Raw genomic sequence first — 1069 nt, 5'->3', positions numbered from 1 at the left:
ACAATCATATCCATCGGTCATTGACGGCGTGATGTGATGTTTGGCCAACAACTGCTGATATTGTGCTGAGCAGTATTGCAATCCTCTGTCCGAGTGATGTATCAATGGCGCAGCGATTTGTTCTTGTTTGACAGCCATTTGCATAGCCGCAGCCACGCCGTCAGTATGTAAGCTGGGATGCAAATGATACCCCACAATCTTTCGTGAATATGCATCAGTGATCAAACTGAGGTATGCTGTTTCGGCCTTGGTGTCGATATAAGTGATATCGCTTACCCATACTTCGTTAGGCCTTGTTACTGTTTTTCTGTGCTTAAGTAGGTTAGGGTATTTATGTAGCCAGTGTTTTGAATTCGTCGTTTTATGATAAGAATGCTTTGGTTTGATCAGCATATGCTCTGAACGTAGAAAATCAAACAAGGCATCCCGGCCAATCTTTATTCCTTTGCTTCTGATCTGCTTAATTAGCCGGTAATAAAGCTTACGCGTACCCAATCTCGGCAAATGGATACGTTCTTTAATGACAGCTGCCTTTACCTCACTTAATTCTTTTAAACGCTTTTCTATGCGCTGTTGGTTTTGATAATAGCCCTGACGGCTAATCCCAAACAATCTGCAAGCCTTTGACAGGCTTACTATTCCTTTGGCTTTGAGCCTTTGGATTGCTTGGGTAAAGGCTTTTTTGGCAAAGCAATACCATGCTCTTTTTGCAGAATATCAAACATGGTCTTATAGATCAGGTTCTTGTCCTGCTCATCTTTCAAAGCTGTTTCTAACTGCTTAATACGTTGTTCGGGAGTAAGTTTCCGCTCGTTTTCCAAGGTGTACTGTTTTGGTAAGGTCCAATCTAAGGTACCATGTTTCCTTAGCCAAACCAATACCGTACTTTTTCCTTGAATACCGTAATGCTTTTGAGCCCTTTTGTAAGTAAGCTCGCCTTTTTCTACCTGTTGCACAACCTGCAACTTAAAGGCAAGACTGTAATCGCGCTGACTGCGCCTGATAACTCGTTTTAAGTGTTTCTTCATAATAAGTCAACTTGGATGTCAACTTATTTCAGGACGGGACA

General features: G+C 42.0%; 2 protein-coding genes. Both read right to left on the bottom strand.

All coding sequences use genetic code 11. The features are described 5' to 3' along the window. Positions 1-630, bottom strand: a 630-nt coding sequence (locus ABD772_RS17520) for an IS3 family transposase (RefSeq protein ID WP_345107522.1), incomplete at its 3' end; no start/stop codon positions are given. Between the two features lie 5 nt (positions 631-635). Continuing rightward, the gene (locus ABD772_RS17515) at positions 636-1028 is read right to left on the bottom strand and encodes a hypothetical protein (protein WP_345107519.1); all 393 of its coding nucleotides are present in this window, start codon (positions 1026-1028) and stop codon (positions 636-638) included. Positions 1029-1069 lie beyond the last annotated feature (41 nt).

Source organism: Mucilaginibacter panaciglaebae (genome assembly GCF_039539265.1).
Lineage (GTDB): Bacteria > Bacteroidota > Bacteroidia > Sphingobacteriales > Sphingobacteriaceae > Mucilaginibacter > Mucilaginibacter panaciglaebae.
The sequence above is the reverse complement of the archived record's forward strand: the minus strand, read 5'-3'. Positions and strand labels throughout refer to the sequence as shown.